Below are 23,118 nucleotides of genomic sequence, written 5' to 3'. Positions count from 1 at the left end.
CCCTCCTGCTGGGGTGTGGGGTGTTCCCACAAAATTATCCTCCCCTTACTTTTTAAACCATTAATGGATTAAAAAAGACTATTCACTCTCACAAAGGAGTAGAGATATGACAGAAGCCGTGATCGTGAGTGCTGTACGCACTCCTATTGGGCGCGCGAATAAAGGCGTGCTAAAAGGTGTACGTGCCGATGACCTCGCCGCCCTGGCGGTCAAAGCCGCCGTTGAGCGTGTGCCGAACCTGGATCGCTCGCTAATCGAAGACCTGATCCTTGGCTGTGCCTTCCCCGAGGGGGAGCAGGGCATGAACCTGGCGCGTATCGTGGGCGCGCTCGCTGACCTGCCCGAGACCGCGGGCGGTGTGACCGTCAACCGTTTCTGTGCCTCCAGCCTGCAAGCAGTGAACATGGCCGCGCAGAGCATTATGCTTGGCCTGGGAGATGTGATTATCGCAGGCGGCGTTGAGAACATGTCGCGTGTGCCTATGGGCGGCTTTAACCCCAGCTTTAATCCACGCCTGGTCCCGCTGCGTGAGGGCGAAAAGGCCGAGTCGTATCTCCCGCCCTGTGAGCTTGAGTATGGCTATGCCAGCTATATGCCCATGGGGATTACCGCCGAGAACCTGGCGCGCCTGCATAATATCAGCCGCGAGGCACAGGATGCCTTCGCACTGCGCAGCCACCAGCGCGCCATTGTGGCGACTGAGAAGGGCATCTTCAAGCGCGAGATCGTACCCGTGCCCCTGCCCGATGGGCGCGTGATGGAGATCGACGAGGGACCACGCCGAGATACCTCGCTTGAGAGGCTCGCCAGTCTGGAGCCAGCCTTTATCAAAGGTGGTACCGTGACCGCTGGCAACTCCAGCCCGCTCAATGATGGTGCCTCCGCTGTTGTGATCATGTCCGAGGAGAAGGCGCGTGAGCAGGGGATTACGCCTCTGGCCCGCATTCGCACCATGGCTGTCTCCGGCGTGCGCCCGGACATCATGGGCATCGGTCCCGTCTCCGCGGTGCGCAAAGTCCTCCAGCGCTCGGGTCTACAACTGAGCGATATCGATGTCTTCGAGCTGAACGAGGCCTTCGCAGTGCAGAACCTGGCCGTGATCCGCGAACTGGGTCTTGATGATGAGGAGAAGCTGAATCCCCACGGTGGCGCGATTGCCCTGGGACATCCCCTGGGTTGTAGCGGTGCTCGCTTGATTGCCACCCTGGTGAATGATCTACAGACTCTGGATAAGACGCTGGGTATTGCCACGCTGTGCGTCGGCGGTGGCCAGGGCGTTGCTACCTTGATCGAGAGGATTTCATAGTCATGTCTACTACGCCATATCGTATTCGCAAAGTAGGCGTGATCGGCGCTGGTGTGATGGGCGCGGCTATCGCCGCCCATCTCGCCAACGTTGGCATCCCCAGCCTGCTGCTAGATATTGTGCCTCCAGATGCCAAAGATCGGAGCATTGTGGCCCGTACTGGCCTGGAGAAGGCTCTCAAAGCCAGGCCAGCCGCCTTCTATACCAAACGCGGGGCGCAACTGGTAACGGTTGGCAATATTGAGGATGACTTGCAGGCGCTGGCCGAGGTGGATTGGGTCATCGAGGCCGTCGTCGAGCGTCTTGATATCAAGCATTCTCTGTATGAGCGCCTGGAGAAGGTGCTGGCGCCTCATACCATTATCAGCTCGAACACCTCGGGCCTTCCCGCGCACCAGCTGATCGAGGGGCGTGGCCCCGAGTTCCGCCGTAACTTCCTGATCACGCACTTCTTCAATCCTGTGCGCTATATGCCCTTGCTGGAACTGGTTCCCACGCCCGATACTGATCCCACGCTCCTGCCTTTCATGCGTGATTTTGGGACGGAAGTGCTGGGTAAGGGCGTGGTCCTGTGTAAGGATACCCCGAACTTCATTGCCAACCGTGTTGGTGTGTATGGCTTTCTCTCGACTATTCACCGAGCGCTGGCCGAGGGCTATAGCGTTGGCGAGGTGGATACCATCCTTGGCCCCTCTATGGGACGCCCGAAATCAGCCGTTTTCCGCACAGCCGACCTCTCGGGTCTGGATACCCTGGCGCATGTCGCCGATAACCTCTATCAGAACGCGCCAGAAGACCCCTGGCGTGAGACGTTTAAGTTGCCGGAGATTATCCGCCAGATGGTCGCCAAGGGACAGCTTGGTGAGAAGAGCGGCCAGGGCTTCTACAAGCGTGTGAAGCAGCCTGGTGGCGGCTCAGAGATCCTTGAACTGGATCTGAAGACGCTGGAGTATGGGCCGAAGCAGAAGGTGCGCCTGGCCTCCATTGGCGCGGCACGCAATTATGACGACCCGGCGCAGCGTGTGCTTGCTATGCTCAATGGCGATGACAAAGGCGGACAACTGGCCCGCGAAACCACGGCTGACTCCCTGATCTATGCCGCGACCCTGGCGGCTGAGATAGCCGATAGCGTCGTCGCGGTCGACGAAGCCATGCGCTGGGGCTTTAACTTTGACTTTGGTAGTTTTGAGGTCTGGGATCTCCTACTCAAGAATCCCCAGGTGCTGGAGAAGACTCTTGAGGGGCGCGAACTGCCAGAACTGGTCCAGCGCGTGCGCGAGAAGGGGCAGGGGACATTCTACGTCGAGACTAATGGCGTCCGCCAGTACTTTGACTTCAAAGATGATACCTATAAGCCAGTGCCAGTGCCAGCGGGCAGCATCACCTTTACCGCGCTCAAAGCCAGCAACAAGGTTGTGCGTGACAACGGCTCGGCCGCGCTGATCGACCTGGGTGATGGCGTGGCCTGCCTGGAGTTTCATACCAAGATGAACTCCATCGACGAGGGCATCATCGAGATGATCCGCTATGCCGTCGAGGAGGGGCCAAAGCAGTTCCGCGCCCTGGTCGTCGCGAACGACGCTCCCGACTTCTCGGCTGGTGCGAACCTCTTCCTCGTGCTCATGGGTGCGCGTCAGGGGGAATGGGACATGATCAATAGCGCCATCAACGGGTTGCAGCAGGCGAACCAGATGCTCAAGTACAGTTCCATCCCTGTTGTGGCCGCGCCAACTGGCCGAGCGCTTGGTGGTGGTTGTGAGATCATTATGCATTGTAACCACACGCGCGCCCTGGCCGAGTCGTATATTGGTCTCGTCGAAGTGGGTGTTGGCGTGGTGCCAGCGGGGGGTGGCTGTAAAGAGCTGCTCCTGCGTCATGGAGCCGACCTGGAGCGTCAGAAGGCAGGCAAGACGGGTGGCCCTTTCACCCCATCGCGTAAGGCCTTTGAGACCATCGCCATGGCGACCGTCTCGACCAGCGCGGTCGAGGCCCAGGAGCTACGCTTCCTGCGTAAAACGGACAGGTTGAGCGTCAATCGCGCCGTACTCCTGCGCGATGCCAAGGCGGATGCCCTGCAACTGGCTGAGGCCCAGGCCGCTGGTAAGTGGCAGCCAGCCCAGCCGCAGCTGATGATCCTGCCAGGTTCTGGCGCGCGCCTGGTCCTGGAGCAGCAGGTAGATAATCTGTTGCTTACCGGCAAGGTTAGCGAACATGATGCCGTTGTCGCGCGCCACCTGGCACGCGTCCTGACTGGTGGCAATTGCTCACCCCTCACACCGCTAACGGAGCAGCAGGTGCTCGACCTGGAGCGTGAAGCCTTCCTGAGCCTCTGTGGTATGGAGAAGACCCAGGAGCGTATGCAGGCTATTCTGATGACAGGCAAGCCCCTGCGCAACTAGTGAACCAGGCAAACGCTTGAAGCATAGACTTTCCTCCTCTAGCGTTTGTCATTACGGTTCTCCAACCCTTTAGTGAGGTGTCCTGCACTCTGGAGAGCAGGACACCTTTTTTGTTTTTAGAAAGAAGCCTATACGTGTCTTACTGGTTAAAGAGTTGTGGTGGCGGCCCGGCAGAGCCGGGCCGCCACCACAACTCTTTAACTATGCGAAGTGCCGCAGGCGCTGAGAAGTCACCACCCTACAAAAAGAGAGGCACCAGTGGCAAGTTTGCCACTGGTGCCTCTCTTTTTATAATCTTGCTTAGAAGATGGATTCGCCGGTCGCGGTATCGAAGAGGTGAATACGATCACTCTCGACATACAGGCGGATCTTGTTGCCAGGAACCGCGCGGGAGCGAGGATCGAGCGTCGCGATCAGGCTCTTGCCGCCAGCGGTCAGGTAGACCTGGAGCTCGTTACCGAGGTTCTCAACCACGTCAACCGTGCCATCAATGCTGGAGCGAGTGCTGCTCTCGCCGATCAGGGTCGCGTCCTCGAGGTGCGAGGGGCGGATACCGAAGGTCAACTCGCGGCTAGCCGCGTCACGAGCACGCTTGGCCAGCTCAGCGGGTACTTCAATCTGACCAATGCCTTCGAGCACGAGCTTGGTAAGGTCGCCTTCGCCAACAACCTTCGCACCAGGGATGAAGTTCATGGTAGGAGTACCGATGAAGCCGGCGACGAACATGTTCGCGGGATTATCATATAGGTCCTGTGGTGTACCCAGTTGCTGGATAACGCCGCCATTCAGGACTGCAATACGGTCACCCATGGTCATAGCCTCGACCTGGTCGTGGGTAACGTAAATAGTCGTTGTCTGAATGCGCTGGTGCAGTTTGATGATATTCGCACGCGTCTCAACGCGCAGCTTGGCATCCAGGTTGGAGAGTGGCTCGTCCATCAGGAAGACCTGCGCCTCGCGGACAATCGCGCGACCCAGGGCAACGCGCTGGCGCTGACCACCGGAGAGTTCTTTGGGTTTACGCTTGAGCAGGTTTTCGAGACCGAGCTGCCCGGCTGCATCTTCAACGCGCTTCTTGATCTCTGCTTTGGGGTAGTGGCGCAATTTCAGACCGAAGGCCATGTTGTCAAATACGGTCATGTGAGGATAGAGCGCATAGTTCTGGAAGACCATGGCGATATCGCGATCCTTAGGATCAACGCCATTGACCATGCGGTCACCGATGTAGATCTGGCCTTCGCTGGGTTCCTCAAGACCTGCAACCATGCGCAGGCAGGTACTCTTACCACAACCGGAGGGGCCAACCAGGACCATGAATTCCTTGTCCTTGATATCAAAACTGACATCATGGACGACTTCTACCTTGCCGAAGCGCTTGTAGATGTTCTCAAATTGGACACGAGCCATGAAGGGATACTCCTTTCGCTTCGTAACAGTTCGCAGCTTTGCTTACCGTTACCCTTCTTCATATAGAATGAAGCTCCTGCTTAGTGCTATGCCGCGTCAAGCGTGAAGTAGAGCGATCTTTTTTATAGAGATTCGTCTATATAAATCACTGCTTAAAGGGAGATCGACATAGCTTCTACCTACCGGCTCCGCTAAAAGTATACTTCATTGTTTCCAGCCGGCAGGCTAACAATAAAATTAGTATAACACAACTTTAACAAGAAACATAGGCTAATTTTGATAAAAAAGCATGGTTGCTCAAACATCGGCCTTTTTATGGCCATCGGCCTTTTTATGAAAATTTAATAAGATGTCTGCTATGTAGTCTCTATATGTATTGCCATTGGGGGGAGAGCAATCAACATTGTATGAGGGGAGAGAATTAGTACTCAAGTACCTGCCTATTTATAAGTATCTTTTTGTTAAGGCTAGAGGAACAGCCTGGAGAAATTTTAGCGTTTTTAGCTTATTGAAGTGGCTTTATAAAACGTTTCTCCTTTGTTATAACAATATAGGCATATTACATAAAAATATGTAAAAATTGTATGAAGATTTCTTGTGTATAAGCTGTTTCAAGAGAAAAACACTAGACAATTAGATACAACTTCATGCATACTATTAACGTGCAATGCACAGTATGTGACTACAAAAGAGAAACATTGTATGTACATATGTGCAAGTATAGGTAAGAGAGTAAAACGCGGAAAAGCAGTCCACCCATAGGGACAGTGGAGGAATGAATGATGCTAGAGGCACAGGAACAGCGCAGCGAGGTTGCGCGCTTATTGTCGCAGATAAGCGCAGAATATGAGGCAGCACAACGCGGAGTGTCTGGAATTTCTTACGGTATGTCGCAACATGAGTTTATTACTGCGCGGATGGAGAATATGGGACAGCTTCACAACCAGTTACAATCACTGGTGGGGGATGTTGCCATTGCGATGATTGCCGATAAACTGGGAAGCTGCCATTAGGCTCGTGGGTGATGGTGTGCCACATTTTCTAAAGTGATATCAATTTTATCTCTCTACAAAGGAACCCTGAAAATGGGTTCCTTTTTGTATATATGCTGGCTGGTTATAATAAAGCGCCAAAAAAGAGGATAGTATTTGTACGTTGTCAAACAATACATCTTACAATGTACGTCACAATGTATAAATACTATCCCTGGGCGCAACTCACGAAACATGTAGCTAGCATAGTTCTTCGATCAGAAAGAGCCATGCGCCGCTATAAGGCGGTTTCAGCTATGAACTGATAGAGTGAAGTGTCGAAGGTTGTCTGCGTGACACTTACTTCGCCCTCTATTGATGTGAAGGGAACAGTTTTTAGCGTGAGAGTGATGGTGTTAAGGAGCCTGGTTCAAAGACAAATGTATGCAAATGCGTATCTATTTGTGTCCTGGCTTGTTCGTCGAATAGAGTTTCTTTCTGTATATTGCGGACCCCACTAACGACATACTCTACTTCTTCGCAGAAGAAGTCGGGATGGTCAAAAATGCAGTTTTTTTCTGAGAAGAAGCTACGTCTCCATTGTGCTTTATCGGCTGCGGAGAGAAAAGGTGCGCCCTCGCAGAGAAACCACTCGGCGATCCCCTGAAGATAGGAACGATATTCAGGCGCCAGGGGAGAGTGTCGGCGAATGGGATAGGCGTGTTCAACCACCGTATCATATCCTGCCTTACGCAAGTAGTGCTGGAGCTTGGAACCGATCCAGCTATCTTCATGTGCGTATCCCAGAGCTGCCCGTTTCTCCTCCCACTTTTGTCGTGCGCGCAAGACACATTTTTGTAGTGCCTGACTAAGAACACCAAAGTGCATAGTGCCGAAGTCGATATCCTTCACAATCAGGCGTCCACCATGTTTGAGGTAGGGTCGCATGGCGGCAAAGGTATTCACTGGTGAAGGAAAGTACTGGCTGACATTTGCACTGAAAATGATATCCGCTGTATTGAGTTCAATGGGAAGCTGTTCCAGGTCGGCCCGTCTATATTCAACCTGGTCCTCATACCAGGAACCTATGCTTCGCTGGTGCGCAACGTGGAGCGACTCATCTGAGATGTCAACGCCAAGGATACGCCCCTCTGGACCAACGGCCTTGGCCAGCATTGGTGTCCAGAGCCCTGGTCCACAACCTGCATCAACAATAAATCCTCCCTGTGGGAGGGCGATTTCCTGGATCATATTGATGCGTTCGCTGGCCTTGCTTTGATGGTGTGTCTCCAACCATTCAATCGCATTGAGAGGTAAACCGTAATCATTTACGTGAATGAGATTGTTTCCCGCCATTAACACTTAACCTTAACCTTCCAACCAGATACAAAATTCTCAGCAAGAGCATTAACAGCAGTAATATTAACATATCGATGGATAAAAAATCAATAGATGTGCAACATTGTATGAAGTTAGTGTATACATTGTAATGTATCTTTGTTTAAACAAAGGTATTTTGTAAGTGATAATCTAAATGATGCGTTTGCAATAGGAACGTATATGGCACCTCTCTCTTGTCAGCTAACCCTCTATGTTTTGGACGAGATGCCTCACGCCTGCGGTGCTCGCCTGAAATAACTTGTACAACCGGGCTAATTGAAGAGGATAGCGGTGGGGCCTTGGTGAAGAAAAAAGGATGCCTGCTAGAAAGGCGCCCTGCTCTTTCTGCTGAATATTCACATTTGTGAAATAACTGCCTGCATTTTTTTATCTATTCTTCATGTGAATATCTACAATAAAGTCCCGTTTCTATGCTATAATGGGTGAGATAAATAGATATGGAGCATGTGGCTCCCTAAGGAAGAGGGCTATTGGTATGCAGAAAGGACGCAATCCCGAACAGCCAGGCAACGAACTGGAAGAGAATGTAGTGCGTGGCAGTTTGAGGAGTGGGCGAGGAAAACGCAAGAATACAGCCATCCTGAAGCAAGCGCGCCCTCCACGTAAGAGTGCCCTCTCGCGTACTGAGAATGCTAAAAGTACGGCGCAAGCGCGCAAGGGGAGCCAGGTCGCCGCCGATAATGTTCCTGTGCTAAATAGCGCTAATGAGAAGGGGCTCTCACCATTTAGTAGTACGTTGCATGCTATTTTGCATCGTAACCGGGCTGAGATTGGGCGTATCTCACGCGAGTTGGATGTCGCGGAGAATACTATCTACCGCTGGATGAATGGTACCTCTGATCCTCGACACTCACATTTACGCAATCTTCCTGATGTGATGTCAGAACATCGACAGGCAATGATACAGGCGATTAACAAAACCTTTCCAGGCGTTCTTGATATGAACATTCTGGCGAGTATTCCTGAGATTCGGGTCGAGATCTATCGCCGTGTCCTTGAATTGATTGCGAGCACCGCTGATCCAGCCAACTGCCTCTGGCAAGTTGCGCAGACGATTTTTGATTATGCCCTGCTCCAGTTGGATACAGAGCATAAAGGAATCACTATCATCTATGCCTCTTTTATGCCTCCTTGCCAGGACGATGGGACTATTCATTCGTTATATGAAGCGTTGGCCCGTGGCACCGAACCCTGGTCGCCAGCGACTGATAGCCGCGTCTTTCTGGGAAGCACGACGCTTGCCGGGTCGGCGGTGATGCAGCAACGCATGATGCGCTGGGATAGCCGGGACGAAGCGACTCGCCTCCTCGTTGAAGTCGATACCCACGAGGCAAGTTCATGTGCGGCCCCCGTCATGCGTGGTGGCAGAGTCGCCGGGGCGCTTGTGGTCTCCAGCACTCAGCCGCGTTTCTTCGATGATCCCACCGCCTGTAAAGCAGTTGACGACCTGGCTCATCTTCTGGCGACAGCGCTTCAGGATAAAGACTTTTACCCCTATACAAAATTGAAATTACGTCCTATGCTTAGTCTAGCAGAGCAACGCGAGATTCTGGCCTCTTGCTATGTGCAGCGCCTATTGAACTATGCACGTGAGCATCGCGTGTCACGCGCCGAGGCCGAGATATATGTGCGTCGCGATCTGGAGAGACAATTTGAGCAGCAATAAGAACTTTCGCCTTCCCTCTGGCGTATAGTTAATGTATATAGCCATAATTGTTTCTGGCGAAAGGGACTAATTTTCATTTTTTGGATTTGGATAAGAGTAAGTTATTATGCAGCAGACCCCAGAAGAAGAAGCCAAGACAGGGCCTGGTCAATCGGCTCAGCCATTGTACGAGTATCCTGCGCCTACCGCCTCGCAAGCAACTCCTCCCCAACAGGGAGAGAGCCAGTCGCCATCTGTAGATATGGCGCCTGAGGAGGAAAAGTATAAGCAGCCCGGTACCATATCTGAGCAGGATGGCTCTGTCGTAGCGGCTCCTAATGAAGACAGGCCCGCGCAGGAGATCTCCGCGGAGGATATCCGGAGTGGACTGGTTTATCCACCCCCACCCTCATTCTACGCACAGATGCCGGAGCCAACCTCTGTCGAACGAGAGCCAACACCGCCTTCACGGCCTGAAGAGACGCCCTGGTCAACTTTTCCGCCCGTCCCTGCAAGAGGAAACCCTGGCCCACAGGGTCCCCAGCAATTTCGGGGAGGGCAACAGTTCGCGCCCGTGCCTCCATTTGCGCCTGGTCTTCCTGTACGACGCAGGGCCAATAAGTGGGTATGGCTCTCGCTTGCTATTTTTGGTGTGATCGCCCTGGTGAGTTGTGGCTTGTGTACCTGGACAGCTTCATCGGTCATGGCTCCTGTAGTGTTGCAAACTACGGGTTCACTGACGACGATCAATAACTACTACACCGCTATTCAGAGCCGTAACTACGATGAGGCTTTTAGTTATATCGAGCCGAAAGGACATTTGCAGGGTCTCACGCGCGAGCAATTTATTGCCGAGGCCAAGGCGCGTGATGCTCGCTATGGCCAGGTACTCTCCTTTACGCCACGCACCAACCAGGTTTCAGCACAGCCGAGTGCACAGGGACTCTCCAATCTCAAGGTCACCTTCGATGTCACGCGTTCAAAGTTAAAGTACGCGGTGACCTTGACCGTCGAGAAGGTTGGCAACCAATACAAGATTGTAGATTACCAGCAGATTTAGGTGTAACCAGACAAAAAAAGTGTAAGCCAGAATCCTGGCTTACACTTTTTTGCAATGAATCAGCAATAGGTTTTTAAAAGATGAAAACGATATAGATAAATCTGGAAAACTGCAAATGTAGTAAACTTAGACGGGCAAGGGAAATCAATTACTGCGCATTCGCCAATGGAGCGGAGGAAATTTCGCGTCCCACGCATGCACGCAGATCATCGCGGTAGAAACGCCAGGTGCTACCGACCTTGTGTCCAGTAAGCTGCCCGGACCACATCAAGCGGTAGAGGGTGGAGCGGCTCACGCGCAGGTAATCCATTGCTTCCTTGAAGGTTAAGAGGGTATCATCCTGAATCATCTGAACTACCATGTTGGGTTCTCCTTAAAGAATTGTTAAATAAGTACAATTGCCACTAACGATGTAATCCGGGAGACGATAAATTACGTTACATAAATTGTCTCATTGCATACTATAGTAGCCAATGTTGATGTGAAACTGTGTTAAGGAAAAGTTGCGATCTGGTTAATTTTAACGCTAGCATGGTTAGATATTCGTTACCCTAGACTGGCTTGCTATCGGATATTAAATCTTCCTGCTAGACGTTCTTCGTCTCCCTTTTTCTGATTATATCCTTTTTCGGTTTCTTTGTAACTCCTACTACCACTTTGTGGCTAGTAATATGTCAAGTTCCTCGTGCCTGCAAGCCACGGGAAAGATTGTCATATGCGTAAGCTGAGCCAGGTAGTCGAGACTCTCGTGATTCGAGGGGTCGGCCAGGGCTACAGTTAACGCCTGTTGTTCACGGCCTAGTGGTACGCAGCGCAAGGTGCAGGCAACGCTGTAGGGGATGAGGCGTGTCAAACGCCTGGGCAGGCAGGTTGGCAGGTGCATAAACGAGACCTGGGATGGCATTGCTGCCTCGTATGCTGGCGGCTGATGATACAGGTTACTATGCCTGCTGTGTGCGGCGCTGATTGGTAAGAGCATACGTGGCTTCAAGGTGACGCGTCGCGCGCAACGCCCTAACTGCTGGAGAAAGCCCTCATAGGTCTCTTGTTGTTCGGGGAAGGAGGTATACCCGATAACAATATGCGTTTCATGCCGTAGAGGGGGAATTATCGTCTCCGCCTCCAGTAGATCTACCTGTGCATAAATACGCTCCAGAATGTTGTAGGCGCCTCCAGATCCAACACCTGGGAGGAAGAGCAGAGCGCTCCCTTCGCCGTGTGTGCGTAGGTGATCACTACCACGTAGGACGGCTTTGATCTTGTCTTCGAGTTGGTTCATAAAGCCAGGTGCTGGATGACTGCAACGTGGAGGCCTGAACACATACTTATGTGTGGTGGCATCATAGGTGCTTTGGCGTTCAACTTGCACAATGTGCAGGGCAAAAAGGCTAAAGGGCTGTCTCCGTGTCAACAACTCCTGAATGTGTTGTTGTACCTCCTGCAACAGCTCTGTTGGGAGTAAAATCTTCTCCAGAAGAGGCTCTTCTGCTTCTCTTATCTCTTGAAGCGCTTCTGTGTGCGTGAGCGGCAAAAGTTGGCAGGTGCAGGGGGCGCCCTGATACCGCACAGCTCGCCTACCTCGGGCTGATTTTATGCTTGCACGCTTGAGATGCTGCTTCTCGGAGGCTGCCTCGCCTGTTGTTAGCCTTGTAATCATCAGATCTCCGCCTCTGGATACCCCTGCCTTGGGGCATGAGGTTCCTGACTGTTTCTGTGTATTTGCCCAAATGGATATAGGGAAGTGTATCATTGAAGAAGACGAAGGTGTGATGGTTAATGCGTTACAGAGTGGTTAAGATTCACCAAGGCAGGTTAAGAAGCAGGGCGAGAGGAATGTGCTCTAGAGGGGTATCCAACCATGTATTGCTGTCTCGCATATGGCTGGATACCTGATTGTTGTCGTCGCTTGTAGCCTGATTGAAAGCTTAAGGGGCCTGGTTAAGGTTCGATAGCCACAGGGGCAGTGAAGGTATAGCCTACTCCCGGGACCGTCATAATAAAACGAGGGCTATTAGGAGAGGGCTCTACTTTCTGGCGCAGGTGGCGGATATGGGTCTTCACCAGGCCTGAGTCGCCAGTTTCATCGTAGCCCCAGACACGTTCGATGATCATATCTGTGGTCAGGACCTGGCCTGTATTGGTAATAAGCAAATGGAGTAAACGGCTTTCAGTAGGAGTAAGGCGAACTTTGACGCCATCGCGTGTGACCTCATGCCGCATCGCATCAAGCGTAATTGGTCCAACAGTAACTGTAGAGGTGCCCGCGACCCCGCGTACATTGCCTGCGCGGCGCATAACGGCTTTAATGCGTGCCAGGAGCTGTCTTGGGCTGAAGGGTTTGCGCAAATAGTCATCAGCACCCAGTTCCAGGCCACGGACTTCGTCGTCTTCGCGGTCGTGAGCGGTCAAGATAAGTACCATAGAGTTGGTTTCGTTACGCATCTGGCGACAGACCTCGAAACCATCAAGTTTAGGCATCTGAATATCTAAAATCACCAGGTCTGGTAATGATTCACGCCAACGTTTGATTGCCTGCTCGCCATCGAAGGCGCGTATGACCTCGTAGCCATGCCCTTTGAGCCAGTAGCTCAGCATATCTACCATGTCGCGGTCATCGTCCGCTACCATGATCTTCACGTACGTTTTCCTCCTACACTACAGGCCTACGTTACAATGCAAGGATGTACAGATGTGTCTTCTTATAGACACTTTACTCATTATTTCTGCGTCTCACGTTCCCAACAGGACGCAACTATGGGAGTAACATAATGATACAATGTGTGACAGGAATAGTCATGATCAATAGTTCTTTTGGGCAATTGGCTCTGTTTATTACGGCAATTTGACCCGTCTCCAGGTTTATTTCGCTGGTCATCTGCCCAGCAATGTCTCGCAAAAGTCTGCTCTCCCTTATCTATCCCGATTCACAAGCTCACCTCATAGGAGATGGTCCCTAAAAATGCGCAAAGGAAGAGGTAGAAAGGCGTATGTGCATTTTAAACATTTTCTACTTCACCCACAAGTCCTACTATTTTGTCTGTGGTGAAACAAGATGATATCATTTTTCTGAAGCTATCCTCTAAGAATGTGTGTACGCTGGGAGTCATGTACCCCCGCTTTCAAAGCGGGGCTTGGAGCGAGGACATGTGCCTCGTTGTGATAAAAGCGGGCAGTGGATGGCTTCTTGAGGGAGGCAGATAACGAATACAGCAAGTTTCCCAACCTGGTTTTATCTTGGTAGCTACGGTGGAGTCGCCTGCTGCCTATGTATGCTCGTGGGCAATATTCTCTATGCCTACATACGCAAACGTGGGGCACGGCGTCAGCTTCTGGCTGTCTCTTTCGCCTGCATAATAGCGGCCCTGCTGGTAATTCCTGCCTTTATATGGTATGCGCTTTATTTTCATGTTGCCCATACCTCGCTCTCATTTCTAGAAGCGATGATTGTCCTGGCTTATCTCGCTATTTGTGGTTGGCTACTACCCATAGGGGCCAGCGCCCTCTTTCTGGCGCTAGCGCGACCGCGTGTTGCGGAATCTCTCCTCAGATCCACATCCGTGCAGACCGCTGCTACACACTCGAATTCCACTAGCGCATCGTATGTTCCTCCCCGCTATATACCAGGTGACCCCGTGTCGCTGGTCTTTGGCGAGGAGACGCCTTGGGCCTGGCTAGAGTATCGGAATGGAAACTTTCAAGGCCAGCGCCTGGCTTTCAAGCGTGCGATCATGACGATTGGACGCGATGAGAACTGCGATATCTGGCTGGATGACGATATGGTCTCGCGTCACCATGCCGAGATCGTATGGGATCGCGGCATGGTCTTTGTGACGGATTGTGGGAGCATGAATGGCCTCTCGCTCAACGGTCAGCGTGTCAAAGGCTTTGCACGTTTGGAGCATAATGACCTGCTTGAAGTTGGCTCACATCGCTTTATCTTCGCGCTGGCTGAGTCTCAGGAGGCTTCGCTAGAGGAGAGCGACCCTCTTGCGCACCACAAATGGCGCCTGACCAGTGAACTGGGTCAGGATACACCTACCGGAAATAGTCGTGATCTGCCTGCAACCAGGCCACTTACCGACCGGGCTTCGGCCCTCTTTTCGGGTAGAGTAACAGAAGATTGGAAGGACACTGCTGAGGTAACAAGGCCGCCAACTCCTTTTCAGACCTCGACGAATCTGGGAGGTGCGCTGACCATTCGCGATGGTGAACTGGTGGGTCGTAGCTTTATGCTCGAACGGGCCGTTCTCTCAGTTGGGCGCGGTATCGAGAGCGATATCGTGATCAATGACTCTTCGATCTCACGTCGGCATGCTCAATTCTTGCGCCAGGCCAATGGCGACTATGTGCAGGATCTCAATAGCCGGAATGGGACACGCGTCAACGAGGAGTACCTGACCAAGCCACGCCTGCTCCAAGGCGGCGATATCGTCTCTGTAGGCAACATTCGCCTGGAGTATATCTCGATGCTGGTGGCTCATACTTCTTCCCTGCCACATCTGATCACACCCCGGCCCTATACCGCGCCTATTAGTGGCATTGGTCCCGCCCCTATCAAGCTTCCTAGCCGCCAGAAGTAGTGCTCCACGCGAACGAGTTTACCACGCAATTTCATAGCGTTGAAGTGGGTGGAGCGAGAGGATGGGTCGCCCGTGGCCAGGATAGAGGTAGCGAATATCCAGGCTACGGAGGACGTGCAGCGTCTCGCGTAAGAGGTGGCGGCTAGCTCCGGCGTGTAGACGTGGCCTCTCACTTTCATTAGTGAGCACTGTATCTCCACAGATTAATTCCAGGGAGAAGGGATTGTAGAGGCAGAGGCTTTCGGGGGTATGCCCGGGACTGGCAATGACGCGCCACTCAGGATGCTCAGGCAGTCCCGTAATATCCTCTAGCCAGATATCAACCAATTGCATCTGCTGGAGATAGGCTGGTGGGAAGAGATCGAGGTGTTGCAGGGAGTCCGGTAGCATCCGCCCGGCGAAATGGCTGATGCGTGGCAGGACATTTCCCTTGCTCTCATTATCGAGAGCGAGCTGCTTAACCAGGGCCGAGGCCGCAACGGGAGCCGAGCAGATGGCTTTGAGCGCCGCGAGACCTGCCGTATGATCGGGATGGAGATGGGTAAAGACAACCAGGTCTATGTCTTGAGGACTGCGACCAAGAATGTGTTGAATATAGTAATGGAGCAGGCGCACATTCAACTCAGAACCAGGGTCGACGACCACCAGGCGCTCATCATTGATGAGGTAGGTGTTGACCATAGAGAAGCGATCTGTGATGGTGTGCACCATCCTGGCTTTGGTTGGATGCATAGGCTCTAGGATGCATTCCTTTCCTTCAATCGAGTTCCCTGGATGCTTGCTGGTTTGCCCTGTATCTGCTAAGAAGAGCTATATAGAGTGATGAGGGCGCAGGGTATGTTTAACGACCTGGATAGAATGCATTATAAAACCTGGCTTGCTACAAAGCAATGAGGTGCTTATTTAGGAGCAAACTCCCATGTACTATACGCTTTTTTTCTCTGCCCTTACCGAAAACGAAGCCGCCTCCCATCGTAGATCAGCTTATACGCAGGGAGTGATTTCATATGTTATACTTACGGTAAATTAGGTGGTACATCCTCGATACGGAGGTTCTTTTTCGAATGACACTAGCCCCTGAGGGTCAATGGCCGCACTATACCTATGCTGTGCCACAGACCTATACCAAATCCCAGGTTCGCCTTGTGGGTTTGGGGAATTATTCTCCTAAAGGTATTATCACAAACGAATTTTTCGCGTATATTTCGACCTGTCTTGGTGATCCGCGTAAGGCGGAGGACCTGGAGCGCGTTACTGGCTTGAGCACTCGTTATGTCCGCGCCAGTACAATGGCTCTGTGCCGACGGATGGCTGGCAATGATGCTCCTGGCCTGATCGATGATCCCGAGGCGGCTGAGGATGAGTCGCTTGTTGATATGGTGGTCGTGGCTGCGAAGCGTGCCCTGGCGAGTGCGGGCCTGGAAGCCACAGATATAGACACGATCATTGGCGCCTCCTCCTCCGATAACGATGCCTTTCCGACGATTGCAGGCTGGGTGGGAATGCGCCTGGGTATTCCCACTATCCGCGCAACCATGCTACGGGGCGCCTGTGCCTGTCAGACGGAGGCCTTCCAGGTCTGCGCCGAGGTCCTGGCCGCTGGCTCGGCTAGGCGCGTGCTCCTGGTAATGTCAGAGGGCCTGCTCCCCAACATCATGAATGTGTTGGATTGGAAGACTAGCTCGCTCTTTGGTGAGGGGGCCGTGGCCTACATTCTGGAGCGCGGCGACGAGCCAACCTATGTCATTAATGGTTCTGATGCTCGCCAGGCGGCTTCCCTCTTCTACCAGACGCCGCTGCGTAAAGACTCGGTAGAGATGGCCGAGGTCGATCTGCGGATTCGCCAGCTCTTCAAAGAGGGCAAGGGCAAAGAGCTAAGCCAGCTCCTCTCGCAGTATCACGTGGGCTATACCAAGATGAATGGCAAAGAGGTCTTTCGCGAGGCTCCCCGGGCTATGGCAGAGTCTGTAGATGCGCTCTTGCGTCACTCTGGCTTGCAGTATGATGATGTGCAGCATATCGTGCCTCACCAGGCTAACTCACGCATTACGCGCCGCATGGGCGAGCTGCTGATGAATGATTATGGCTGGCCTGAGTCTACCATGGGGAAACTGGCCGATAACTTCCGCTACTATGGCAACCTCTCCAATGCGAGTATTGGGACCGCACTGGTTGAGCTGTTGCGCAATGACCGCCTGCATCCTGGCGAGTGGCTAGCGCTCCCCGCGGTAGGTGGGGGGCTTAACTATGGCTGCTGGCTTGTACGTTACCAAGGATTGAAAAACGTAGATGCTGTGATCGACCCCGCTTAGAAATTTTTGATGAAGAATATAATGATGCTGGCAACCACATGCTGCCAGCATCATTATATTCTTCATCAGTTAAAAAAGTCCTCGCTCGTAGGTATAATAGACTTCACTGTCTTCGGCGATGGCCTCTTCACAGCCCAGGCCCGCGAAGGCATCGCGTATAATAACCATGTCGGGCGCGTAGATGCGTACGTTTTCGATCTCTATCTCGATTGCATGCTGGAGTAGCTCGTTGCCGATGAGGCTGATGGCTTCGATGGCGGTTCCGTCGATGTACCCGACTGAGAGACTTACTGTTGGGTTCTCGCGCACCTCAATGATGGCCAGCCCATCCAGGCGTTCCCAGCGATGAAGAACATAAATTTGTTGTGCCTTGATCTTTTTCTCTAGAAACTCTGCCGTGATGGGGTAAGCGCGGAAGCGCAGGTAGTAGAGACCTCCGACGATGGGAAAGATATTCGAGGCATTTAAGAAGTCAATGATGGCGTCCAGGTCGTCAAGCGTGGCCAGGCGCGGTTTATCGCTGCCATGTACACGCGTGATTTTCTCGGGCGTGGCTTTGGTATTAAAGGGGAGAATAGCTCCCACGCGGCGAAAATATCCCCCTTCACTCACCTGCTGTGAGCGCTCATTGATATGTGAAATAGCCATACGTGCATATTGCGCGCCGCGCCGCATAGCCTCGGCCAGCGCGGCCTCATTTACTTTGCGTGCCAGTCCCTGGCGGCGAAATTCTGGAGCGACGCGTAGGCCCTCCAGCCAGGCGTCCTCGGGCGTAAGCATCTCCATATGCACCAGGGCCGCAGGTTGTTTATCAACTGTGGCTACAATGAGCTGCCCCGCTGGATTCTGTAGCCATTCATCCCAGACGTGCTCAATATAATCTCCATGTTCCCAGGTATGTGCGCAGAAGGCTAGAATCGCCTCGCGATCCTCTGCCTGTGCCGGTCGTACTTCAATATGTGACATGACCAGTGGTACCTCCCTTTCCTGTGTTGACTATAGCGAGAAAATGTCATTTTCGTCAATATATTTCGCAACCATTGCTCAGTCCTGGACGTGCTATATGTATCGTTTACCTATCCGTAAAGATGATTTCCGTTGTAGACAACTACAATTTTTGATAGGGAGTTAGTTATCGAGACTTCTCGCCACTACGTGGCTCGCTAGGATATAAGGGTGTGGTGAAGAAATGCCGCAGGCATTTCTTCACCACACCCTTATATCCTAGCGAAGGGTTGCAGCCGCTGAGAACACCCTTATATCCTAGCGAAGGGTTGCAGCCGCTGAGAACACCCCGTAAAGCAGGCTGGTTTAATACCAGTTCGTGAGACATAGAGGAGGAGACCATGCCAGAACAGAATGCATCTTCTAAAGATGAAGGGATGAAAGAGCTTGAGGGCCATGCTCAGGAGACGGTACAGAAGGCGCAGCAGGAGGTAGAGGAATCGCGCTCCCCCTGGTGGAGCGTCTTACGCAAGACGAGTGTCTTGATCATGTTTGATGCCATTCTGCTTGTGCTTTTTGGCGCTCTGGCCGCCTATGTGCATTTTAATGCCGTCCTCAATATTGATGTTTTTATTACGCAGGAGTTTCAAGAGCAACGGACTCCGTGGTTAGATATACTGATGACGGCCGTTAGCTACATTGGGACCAATCTTATGTTGTCGATCCTATTTATTATTGTGGCGGCGGTTATCTTCTGGGTCGTCAATTTGCGTTTGGAGGCGCTTATTCTCATCGTGCATACCACCGTGAGTTCGCTTCTGAACGGTCTGCTCAAGGTCTGGATTGGACGACCGCGCCCGACAACAAACCTGGTCGAAATTCTCCAAGTCGCCGGTGGCAAAAGCTTTCCTAGTGGCCATGTGATGGGATATGTCGCCTTCTGGGGGCTGCTCTTCTCATTCGGGGTGATTCTCTTTAAGCGCGATCGCTGGTGGCACTATGTGTTGCTAATTATCCCTGCGTTGTTTGTGATCCTGGTAGGCCCATCACGCGTCTATCTCGGCGACCACTGGTCCTCAGATGTGCTGGGTGCCTATATGATTGGCCTCTTCCTGCTCTCTGTAACGCTCTGGATCTATGGCCGTTTGAAGCGCCGAGGCGTACTTGAGTATAAAAATACGCACTCGTCCGCGAAGGCTCGCCCAGCCCATTCATCATAGGTTCTAGCTGATACACAAAGAGGAGGGGAACAACATCCACTGTTGTTCCCCTCCTCTTTGTGTATGTGCCACTTACGCGTTACTGCTTCGTCGTCTACGATGATGGCTACGACCAGTAGATGTTTCGTGTTCTGTCGTCTCTTCTTGCTCGCCTGTTTTATCCCCTTCTTGCGTTTCTGCTTCAGCGGTAGGTTCCTCCTGATCCTGTGTGGTTAGCGTTTCCTCGGTACTTGAGGATGGAGAGGACTCGCTTTCCTCCTGGGTCCGTGATTGATCTACGCTGGCCTGGGTGGCAGGCTGCTTCTCTGTGTTAACCTGGCTTGTGGGTTCCGCGCGACTGTTGTCGAGTGCTGAAACGGTTTCAGGGGTGTGTTCTTGGGTTGGCTCCTGAAGAATATCGTTCAGGGGAACTGGCTCTGGTGCTGACTCGACCTGAGCGGCTGATCCAGCGTGTAGAGCTGCATGCTCTTGCTCGAGTGTATTTGTCACAGGAGTATCTGTCAGTTCCTCAAGGATAGGTGCGGAGGATGTGATGGGAGGCTGCTCTTCTGTTTCATTGGTAGCTTTTTTGTTTTTCTTCTTGCCTGGAGTGGTCTCCAGGGAGCCCTGTACCTGTTGTAGCTGCATCTCTAAATTGTGGAGCGTTACCTGGGCTTCCTCGAGGCGCTGTTGGGCTTTGGATACCTTCTGCTCAGCCTTCTGGGTCTCTTTCTTGCTCTCTTCAATTTTCAGCATAAGCTGGGCTTCGCGCTTGGCGAGCTTTTTGCGCTCTTTTTTCTGATCAGTGGGAGATGTGGCTTGCGCGTGATCGGTAACTGTCATAATGCACTTCTCTTCCTAAAACTATGTACGGACGTCTACATAACAACGATTGCCTGGCTGCAAAATACCTGAAACTGTCAACCTGGCGTAGTATACGCGTATTGTTGTCGGGTTTGGGGGCACGAATAGTGACAGCTATTATTGAGAAAGATACTCCATAGTGACGGCAGTTGGCAAGAGGCAACCTGCCAGGCAAGAGATGTTTATTGTATTAAGCACGTGTAGGGATGCCGGGTAGTTTCGCTCTCTGCGCTCCTGGCCGTAGATGGCTGCACGTTTGCCGCTTCTTAGTAACTATGATAGACTCAACCGGGGAAGAGAGTTCGCCTTGCTTATGCCAAAGAAACGTTAGGAACATATAACCATGGAATTGAATGATACGACTGATTATCAGCTCTGTTTTGTGTGCGGCCAACGGAATCCCTATGGCCTCAAAATGGTATTTAGCCTGGATGGGGATACGGTGGTCTCGGACTTTCGGCCTGCGGCTGAGCACCAGGGGTTTCCAGGAGTTATTCATGGTGGCATTGTTGCCGCTGTGCTAGATGAGGCCCTCAATCGCACCACTATGCTTACCGATACGCCCGCCTGGACAATGACCGGGCGCCTGGATGTGCGCTATCGACGCTATGTTCCCTATGGACCTCTGTTGCGTGTCCGGGCGAAGCTTGGTCTCCAGCGAGGGCGTATGTCGCAGGCATCTGGCTACCTTACCCTGGCGGAGGACGAGAGTGTCGTGCTGGCCGAGGCGCATGGAACCTTTATGGCGCTATCAAATCAGACTATTGATGAGATTATGCAAGAGTATCCTGGTATGCGTGATTTTTTTACTCCCACACCTAAATAAGTGGAGCAGCCGTTGAGAAAAGCGAAGAGCCGTGCGGCCCTGAACAGGGCCGCACGGCTCTTCGCTTTTCTCAACCTTCTATTGCATCTCGGGTGGTTGGAGGAGTGAGGCGGGAGGAGGAGGGGCCTCGACGACCTGTACCTGCTGTGGGGTTGGGTGGAGCTGGGTGGAAGCAATGGGTGCTCCCGTGCTCTCCATAATCGTATGCAGCTGCTTGGCGTCAATGGTTTCGTGCGTGCGCAGATCTTTCGCGATCCGGTCGAGAGTCGGGCGATAGGTGCGCATGACGTTGAGGGCACGTTCATAACATTCATTGATGATGCGCGACACCTCTTCGTCAATGATCTGGGCCGTTTCCTCGCTATAATCGGTCGGATTGCCCATATCGCTGCCCATGAAAGGACTCTGACGCTCGCTAAAGGAGACCGTACCCAGGCGCTCGCTCATACCCCAGCGAGCTACCATTTGCCGCGCGATCTGTGTAACGCGTTGCAGATCGTTCTCCGCGCCTGTGGTGATGCGGTCAAAAATGACCTGTTCGGCGGCTCGACCACCAAGGGCGTAGACGAGCTGGGCCAGCAAGTACTCCCTGGAGTAGTTGTAGCGATCATCAAGCGGAGTCGACATAGTCACGCCCAGGGCCTGCCCGCGTGGGACAATTGTGACCTTGGTCACGGGATCGCATTCCTCGGTGACCAGACCTGCAAGCGCGTGCCCGCCCTCATGATAGGCTGTCACATCGAGGTCCGCATCGCTCAGCACGAGTGGGCGCTCGGCACCCAGCAGAATCTTGTCTAGAGCCTCGTCGAAACTGGGCTGTGTGACATAATCCAGGTTACGGCGTGCCGCGATAATCGCGGCCTCGTTGACCAGGTTGGCCAGGTCCGCACCAACCATACCAGTCGTGCTGCGGGCGATGGCTGTCAGGTTGATATCGGGTGCCAGGGGTACAGTGCGCGTATGAATCTTCAAGATGGCAAGGCGGCCATTCCAGTCGGGGCGGTCGACGGTAACACGTCGATCAAAGCGGCCCGGGCGTAGCAGCGCCTGGTCGAGTCCATCCGGGCGGTTCGTGGCGGCGACCACGACGACTGCCTGGCGGTTATCGAATCCATCCATCTCAACGAGTAACTGGTTAAGGGTCTGCTCGCGCTCATCATTGGTGTTGATGCTTGAACCGCGCTGGCGACCAACGGCGTCAATTTCGTCAATGAAGATGATGCTGGGTGAGGCCTTCTTTGCCTGGTCAAAGAGGTCGCGGACACGGCTGGCGCCGACACCTACGAGAACCTCGACAAACTCAGAGCCGCTCATTGAGAAGAAGGGAACACCAGCTTCACCAGCGACCGCGCGTGCCAGCAGCGTCTTACCGGTTCCTGGAGGGCCTACCAGCAGCACGCCGCGAGGGATCTTACCGCCCAGGCGCTGGAACTTCTGGGGTGTCTTGAGAAACTCAACAACTTCCTGAAGCTCATATTTTGACTCGTCCACGCCTGCGACGTCCGCGAAGGTGGTGCTGGGGCGATCCTCAAGGATCAGTTTAGCGCGGCTCTTGCCGAAGCTAAAGATGCCCTGCTGCCCCTGTGAGGCGCGGCGTGTCAGGAAGAAGATAAAGCCAATCAGGAAGATCCAGGGTATGGATGCGATAAGCAGGTTCAGCCAGAACGAATTGTCAGGTGGCGGCTGATAGGTGACCGTAGCCCCGCTCTGAATCAGATTCTGGGCCAGTTTATCATCCCCGTTGGGAAGCTGGTAAACATGGAAATTTGGCTTGCCCTTAAAAGGTTCGCGTAACGTACCAGTGATGTCGCTTTGCCCTACTATCGTGGCAGACTTGATGTTCTTCTGTTGGATTTGCTGATAAAATTGCGTATAGCTTAAATCGTTGCTTTGTGATGAGTTGGTAGTGTTCTGGCTGGCGTTGTTGAAAAAGTTGAAAAGAGCCAGGCCCAGCATAACGACAACGAGGGCTAGCAACACAGAATTGAGTCGGTTGGATGGTCGTGGCTGTTGATTCTGCCCATTATTGTTGGGAGGGCCACTCGGGCGTATTTGCTGCCTATCGTTGTTATTTTGAAGCCAGTATCTATTCCCCGGCTGTCTGTCCATATAAGTTACCTGCTTTCTGGGCCTCAGACATATATGTCCCATGAAGTGTGTGTGGTGTTGAAATTGGATATGTTTGAGCTAGCGTATGGCATGC

18 protein-coding genes are annotated in these 23,118 nt (G+C 52.8%); 9 read left to right on the top strand and 9 right to left on the bottom strand.

Annotated elements, in window-relative coordinates; all coding sequences use genetic code 11:
* Positions 1-106: 106 nt before the first annotated feature.
* Positions 107-1,306, top strand: a complete 1,200-nt coding sequence (locus KRAC_RS14190) for a thiolase family protein (protein ID WP_007908053.1) — start codon at positions 107-109, stop codon at positions 1,304-1,306.
* 2 nt (positions 1,307-1,308) lie between these two features.
* A complete protein-coding gene (locus tag KRAC_RS14185; RefSeq protein WP_007908052.1) occupies positions 1,309-3,705 on the top strand; it encodes a 3-hydroxyacyl-CoA dehydrogenase/enoyl-CoA hydratase family protein in 2,397 nt (798 codons plus the stop codon).
* 300 nt (positions 3,706-4,005) lie between these two features.
* On the opposite strand, the gene KRAC_RS14180 is transcribed toward KRAC_RS14185, so the two are convergent.
* A complete protein-coding gene (locus KRAC_RS14180; RefSeq protein WP_007908050.1) occupies positions 4,006-5,112 on the bottom strand; it encodes an ABC transporter ATP-binding protein in 1,107 nt (368 codons plus the stop codon).
* A gap of 779 nt (positions 5,113-5,891) precedes the next feature.
* Here KRAC_RS14180 and KRAC_RS14175 point away from each other — a divergent pair.
* Positions 5,892-6,125 (top strand): hypothetical protein, encoded by a 234-nt coding sequence (locus tag KRAC_RS14175; protein ID WP_007908039.1) that lies wholly within the window; start codon positions 5,892-5,894, stop codon positions 6,123-6,125.
* A gap of 354 nt (positions 6,126-6,479) precedes the next feature.
* Here KRAC_RS14175 and KRAC_RS61575 read toward each other — a convergent pair whose 3' ends face one another.
* Positions 6,480-7,439 (bottom strand): class I SAM-dependent methyltransferase, encoded by a 960-nt coding sequence (locus KRAC_RS61575; protein ID WP_007908038.1) that lies wholly within the window; start codon positions 7,437-7,439, stop codon positions 6,480-6,482.
* Positions 7,440-7,959: 520 nt separating this feature from the next.
* On the opposite strand from KRAC_RS61575, the gene KRAC_RS14165 reads away from it, so the two are divergent.
* Positions 7,960-9,150, top strand: coding sequence for a GAF domain-containing protein (locus tag KRAC_RS14165; protein WP_007908037.1), 1,191 nt, complete (start codon positions 7,960-7,962; stop codon positions 9,148-9,150).
* A gap of 106 nt (positions 9,151-9,256) precedes the next feature.
* Positions 9,257-10,189: a hypothetical protein gene (locus KRAC_RS14160; RefSeq protein ID WP_007908036.1), complete on the top strand. Its 933-nt coding sequence runs from the start codon at positions 9,257-9,259 to the stop codon at positions 10,187-10,189.
* Between the two features lie 148 nt (positions 10,190-10,337).
* Here the strand turns inward: KRAC_RS14160 and KRAC_RS14155 are convergent, their stop codons facing one another.
* From KRAC_RS14155 to KRAC_RS14145, 3 genes are all read right to left on the bottom strand, one after another.
* Positions 10,338-10,550: a helix-turn-helix domain-containing protein gene (locus KRAC_RS14155; protein WP_007908032.1), complete on the bottom strand. Its 213-nt coding sequence runs from the start codon at positions 10,548-10,550 to the stop codon at positions 10,338-10,340.
* 288 nt (positions 10,551-10,838) lie between these two features.
* A complete protein-coding gene (locus KRAC_RS14150) occupies positions 10,839-11,846 on the bottom strand; it encodes a GspE/PulE/PilB domain-containing protein (protein ID WP_007908031.1) in 1,008 nt (335 codons plus the stop codon).
* Between the two features lie 281 nt (positions 11,847-12,127).
* Complete coding sequence (locus tag KRAC_RS14145) at positions 12,128-12,817, bottom strand: response regulator transcription factor (protein ID WP_040443605.1); 690 nt, start codon at positions 12,815-12,817, stop codon at positions 12,128-12,130.
* A gap of 641 nt (positions 12,818-13,458) precedes the next feature.
* On the opposite strand from KRAC_RS14145, the gene KRAC_RS61570 reads away from it, so the two are divergent.
* The gene (locus KRAC_RS61570; protein WP_007908029.1) at positions 13,459-14,769 is read left to right on the top strand and encodes an FHA domain-containing protein; all 1,311 of its coding nucleotides are present in this window, start codon (positions 13,459-13,461) and stop codon (positions 14,767-14,769) included.
* 18 nt (positions 14,770-14,787) lie between these two features.
* Here the strand turns inward: KRAC_RS61570 and KRAC_RS14135 are convergent, their stop codons facing one another.
* Complete coding sequence (locus KRAC_RS14135; RefSeq protein WP_007908027.1) at positions 14,788-15,501, bottom strand: MBL fold metallo-hydrolase; 714 nt, start codon at positions 15,499-15,501, stop codon at positions 14,788-14,790.
* 332 nt (positions 15,502-15,833) lie between these two features.
* Here KRAC_RS14135 and KRAC_RS14130 point away from each other — a divergent pair, with 332 nt between their 5' ends.
* On the top strand, positions 15,834-17,081 hold the full coding sequence (locus tag KRAC_RS14130) for a 3-oxoacyl-ACP synthase III family protein (protein ID WP_007908025.1): 1,248 nt from the start codon (positions 15,834-15,836) through the stop codon (positions 17,079-17,081).
* Positions 17,082-17,150: 69 nt separating this feature from the next.
* Here the strand turns inward: KRAC_RS14130 and KRAC_RS61565 are convergent, their stop codons facing one another.
* A complete protein-coding gene (locus tag KRAC_RS61565) occupies positions 17,151-18,047 on the bottom strand; it encodes a GNAT family N-acetyltransferase (RefSeq protein WP_007908024.1) in 897 nt (298 codons plus the stop codon).
* 380 nt (positions 18,048-18,427) lie between these two features.
* On the opposite strand from KRAC_RS61565, the gene KRAC_RS14120 reads away from it, so the two are divergent.
* The gene (locus tag KRAC_RS14120; protein WP_007908023.1) at positions 18,428-19,246 is read left to right on the top strand and encodes a phosphatase PAP2 family protein; all 819 of its coding nucleotides are present in this window, start codon (positions 18,428-18,430) and stop codon (positions 19,244-19,246) included.
* Positions 19,247-19,318: 72 nt separating this feature from the next.
* On the opposite strand, the gene KRAC_RS14115 is transcribed toward KRAC_RS14120, so the two are convergent.
* Complete coding sequence (locus tag KRAC_RS14115) at positions 19,319-20,068, bottom strand: hypothetical protein (protein WP_007908022.1); 750 nt, start codon at positions 20,066-20,068, stop codon at positions 19,319-19,321.
* Positions 20,069-20,432: 364 nt separating this feature from the next.
* Here KRAC_RS14115 and KRAC_RS14110 point away from each other — a divergent pair, with 364 nt between their 5' ends.
* Positions 20,433-20,915 (top strand): PaaI family thioesterase, encoded by a 483-nt coding sequence (locus KRAC_RS14110; protein WP_007908021.1) that lies wholly within the window; start codon positions 20,433-20,435, stop codon positions 20,913-20,915.
* A 78-nt stretch (positions 20,916-20,993) separates the two neighbouring features.
* On the opposite strand, the gene ftsH is transcribed toward KRAC_RS14110, so the two are convergent.
* Positions 20,994-23,024: an ATP-dependent zinc metalloprotease FtsH gene (gene ftsH, locus KRAC_RS14105; RefSeq protein WP_007908020.1), complete on the bottom strand. Its 2,031-nt coding sequence runs from the start codon at positions 23,022-23,024 to the stop codon at positions 20,994-20,996.
* Positions 23,025-23,118 lie beyond the last annotated feature (94 nt).

Origin of the sequence: Ktedonobacter racemifer DSM 44963 (assembly GCF_000178855.1) — a bacterium.
Taxonomy (GTDB): Bacteria; Chloroflexota; Ktedonobacteria; order Ktedonobacterales; family Ktedonobacteraceae; genus Ktedonobacter; species Ktedonobacter racemifer.
Note: the sequence above shows the minus strand (reverse complement) of the source record. Positions and strands in the feature narration are given on the sequence as shown.

Coding starts and splice junctions, on each gene's coding strand:
- KRAC_RS14190 (WP_007908053.1), top strand. CDS start 107: ATGACAGAAGCCGTGATCGTGAGTGCTGTACGCACTCCTATTGGGCGC.
- KRAC_RS14185 (WP_007908052.1), top strand. CDS start 1,309: ATGTCTACTACGCCATATCGTATTCGCAAAGTAGGCGTGATCGGCGCT.
- KRAC_RS14180 (WP_007908050.1), bottom strand. CDS start 5,112: ATGGCTCGTGTCCAATTTGAGAACATCTACAAGCGCTTCGGCAAGGTA.
- KRAC_RS14175 (WP_007908039.1), top strand. CDS start 5,892: ATGATGCTAGAGGCACAGGAACAGCGCAGCGAGGTTGCGCGCTTATTG.
- KRAC_RS61575 (WP_007908038.1), bottom strand. CDS start 7,439: ATGGCGGGAAACAATCTCATTCACGTAAATGATTACGGTTTACCTCTC.
- KRAC_RS14165 (WP_007908037.1), top strand. CDS start 7,960: ATGCAGAAAGGACGCAATCCCGAACAGCCAGGCAACGAACTGGAAGAG.
- KRAC_RS14160 (WP_007908036.1), top strand. CDS start 9,257: ATGCAGCAGACCCCAGAAGAAGAAGCCAAGACAGGGCCTGGTCAATCG.
- KRAC_RS14155 (WP_007908032.1), bottom strand. CDS start 10,550: ATGGTAGTTCAGATGATTCAGGATGATACCCTCTTAACCTTCAAGGAA.
- KRAC_RS14150 (WP_007908031.1), bottom strand. CDS start 11,846: ATGATTACAAGGCTAACAACAGGCGAGGCAGCCTCCGAGAAGCAGCAT.
- KRAC_RS14145 (WP_040443605.1), bottom strand. CDS start 12,817: ATGGTAGCGGACGATGACCGCGACATGGTAGATATGCTGAGCTACTGG.
- KRAC_RS61570 (WP_007908029.1), top strand. CDS start 13,459: ATGCTCGTGGGCAATATTCTCTATGCCTACATACGCAAACGTGGGGCA.
- KRAC_RS14135 (WP_007908027.1), bottom strand. CDS start 15,501: ATGCATCCAACCAAAGCCAGGATGGTGCACACCATCACAGATCGCTTC.
- KRAC_RS14130 (WP_007908025.1), top strand. CDS start 15,834: ATGACACTAGCCCCTGAGGGTCAATGGCCGCACTATACCTATGCTGTG.
- KRAC_RS61565 (WP_007908024.1), bottom strand. CDS start 18,047: ATGTCACATATTGAAGTACGACCGGCACAGGCAGAGGATCGCGAGGCG.
- KRAC_RS14120 (WP_007908023.1), top strand. CDS start 18,428: ATGCCAGAACAGAATGCATCTTCTAAAGATGAAGGGATGAAAGAGCTT.
- KRAC_RS14115 (WP_007908022.1), bottom strand. CDS start 20,068: ATGACAGTTACCGATCACGCGCAAGCCACATCTCCCACTGATCAGAAA.
- KRAC_RS14110 (WP_007908021.1), top strand. CDS start 20,433: ATGGAATTGAATGATACGACTGATTATCAGCTCTGTTTTGTGTGCGGC.
- ftsH (WP_007908020.1), bottom strand. CDS start 23,024: ATGGACAGACAGCCGGGGAATAGATACTGGCTTCAAAATAACAACGAT.